The following is a 2887-nucleotide window of genomic DNA, read 5'->3' as shown; positions in this document are numbered from 1 at the left end:
ACGGCTTACCAAGGGCAATCGGCCAACTACTACACCGGTGGCAGTTTGTTTGTGCGTAATCAAATTGTCGATGCACAGTTGGTCAGCGTCACTGTCCCCTCCATCAGTACCGGGTGCACTGGCATTGATATGTTTATGGGGGGATTTTCACACATCAGCTCAGACCAACTGGTGAAACTGGGCAAAGCCATTATTCATAATGCCCCTCCTTTTATTGTCAACTTAGCCCTGCAAACCTGGGCACCGCAGCTCAAGCAAAACCTGGATAATCTCCAAGCCAGGCTCGACAAATATCTCAATCAATCGGTGAACTCTTGTGAAGCCGCGCAAGCGTCCATCGGTGGACTGGCCGCCTTTGCCGCTCCTGCTACCAAAAAGCATGTCTGCGCGACGCTTGGTACACAAAACAACGCCTTCTCAGATTGGGTTCAAGGGCAGCAGGAATGTGGCGCAGGAGGCAAAGCAGCGGGTCAGCTAAAGGACGCCAAAAAGGATCCAGCCCTGAAAGACATGACCCAAACCAATCACAACGTGGTCTGGTCTGCGATCATGAATAACGCTTTTTTGTCCTCCGACAAAAATCTAGCGCAATTCATGATGAGTTTGTCAGGCTCTTACGTGTACGACAAAGACGGCAATCCGCGTTATTACCCTAGCCTTTTGACCGACAACAACAACCTCGTCAACGTGCTGCTCGAAGGGGGCAAGGCTGACGTTTATCAGTGTCGCAAAACAGACCCAGATGCGTGCATTACCATTACCAAGCGCAATAACTTATCCATAAGTCAAACTAACGGCATACAAAACCAGATACGCAAACAACTGGAATCGATACTGCAAAAGATAGCCACCGACCAAAGACTCACGCGTCAACAAGAGGGTTTTCTGGAGCTGATTCAAACGCCGGTACTCAAGTTCTTTATTGACGACTTATCCGCCAATCAAACCCCCGATACCAGCAACTACTCGCGAATGATAGCGGTGGAGCTGCTTAATCAGTACCTCGTGAGCATGTTAAATGTTGCCCGCCAATCCTTGGCCAACACCAACAACAGCCAGGATGACATCGCCCTCATCACTCGTGATATCGATAACGCCAAACGCTTTACCGCGGGGCTGGCTGAGAACGCCATTGAGGCGCTCAACAACCGCAATCAACTGATTGACTCGCAAAGAAAGACCACGCAGCAAAGCACAAAAGAAATCAGCACGACCACCAAACCTACCCCGGCTTATGGGAACTGACCTATGATACTCGAATATTACACTTACACTTCCGGCGAAGTGGTCAACAAAGCCTTTAATGCGCTGGCCACTTTTTTTAGAACCAATACCTTTGGGGATTACTTACAGATGTGCATGATGCTGGGGCTTATCACCAGTTTGTTTATCTTCATGCTGTCACGTAACCCCAAAGACCTCATCAAATGGATGGTGGTGTTCTTTGCCGTACCCCTGTTTCTTATCAACATGAAAGCCGACATGCTCATCATTGATAAGACGCAACCGGGTAAGGCTTACAAGGTGGATAATGTCCCTTACCTCGTGGCCGTGCCTACTTACTTTTTCTCTTCTATCATGGTGGGGATGGCCGAAGGTGTGGAAGGCATTTTCACCACCTCCGACGATGAGCGTTATGGTCGTACTGGGATGTTGTTTGGCTCTGAGCTGTATCAGCTCTCAAGACAATCCAGGATTAATGAGCTGGCGCTGCAAAAACTCTGGCGAGACTACTTTCATAACTGCATGATTGGGGATGTGAGAATCAATGGGAAATACACCTGGGATGAACTCTTTACCGCCCCTGATATTTTTGCCTTTTTAGACGGCGTTAGGCAAAGCCCGTTGCGCGCCCTTTATCTTGATGAAGGCGGCGGCCGAAGCACCTACAAGCGATGTGAAGAAGCTTACCCTATCATCAAGCAGCGCTTTGATGATGCCGCCAATAAAAACATGAGCTTGTTAGCGCATCAATTGCTTGGCAAAGACGCGGACCGTTATAAGCCGCAAGTGGTGCAGTCACTCACCCGCAGCTACGACAAATTTTTTAGAATGAGTACCAGCGCGTCCAGCACCATCAAACAAAACATGCTGATGAACGAGCTACGCTACAACCTTGATAGCCTTGACCCAACGCAAGCTGCGCTCAATTACGCTTATACCACCAATAAACTGCAAACCACCTCAATGTGGGCGTCATTAGGTTTGATGGCAAGAGAATACTTGCCGATGCTCCATACGATGATGTTTATGTTGTTCGCGTGCCTAGGCTTCTTTGTTGCAGGTGCCGCGGTCATTCCTGGCTTGACCATGATGGTGTTAAAAAACTATTTTGGGACGTTTGCCTTTTTGGCCACGTGGCCAGCCTTGTTTGCCATCATCAACGGCTTTCAGCTTTGGGGACTGGAATCTCTGTCTACGGATGTCTCGGGGAAGTTCGGGGGGCTAGTGCTTTCCAACGCGAATGCCGCGGATGAGCTTCACAGCCGCTTCGCCTGGATCACGGGTATATTGATGATAGGCGTCCCTATGATAGCCAAAGGCATTTTAAAAGGCGGTCAAGAAGTCATGTCGAGCATGAACTACCAGCTCTCGAGCATGATTAACTCGACCAATGCCAGAGCGAGCGCTGCAGCGTCCACGGGTAATCTGGATTTTGGCAGTATGCAGATTGACAACCACAGCATGAACAACACCCATGCCAATAAGTTTGATACCAATACCCTCGCCAACCAAGGTCACAGCTACACCCAAAACCCAGACGGCTCGGTGACCACACAACACGGAGATGGGCGCACCACCTACGACAGCTCACAAACCACCAGTCGCGGCAACATCAGCGCCAACACGCAAAGTATGCTGCAAGAGAGTGTGGCGAATGCCCGCA

General features: G+C 49.7%; 2 protein-coding genes. Both read left to right on the top strand.

Annotation, left to right across the window (positions count from 1 at the left end; genetic code table 11):
• On the top strand, positions 1–1245 hold a 1245-nt coding region (locus AB4589_RS12635), incomplete at its 5' end, for a conjugal transfer protein TraH (RefSeq protein ID WP_372100691.1).
• Positions 1246–1248: 3 nt separating this feature from the next.
• Positions 1249–2887: conjugal transfer protein TraG N-terminal domain-containing protein (locus AB4589_RS12630; protein WP_372100689.1), on the top strand; the 1639-nt coding region annotated here is incomplete at its 3' end.

It is taken from the genome of Vibrio sp. 10N.222.49.A3, from assembly GCF_041475145.1.
Classification (GTDB): domain Bacteria; phylum Pseudomonadota; class Gammaproteobacteria; order Enterobacterales; family Vibrionaceae; genus Vibrio; species Vibrio tasmaniensis_A.
This window is presented reverse-complemented; position numbering and strand designations above follow the sequence as displayed.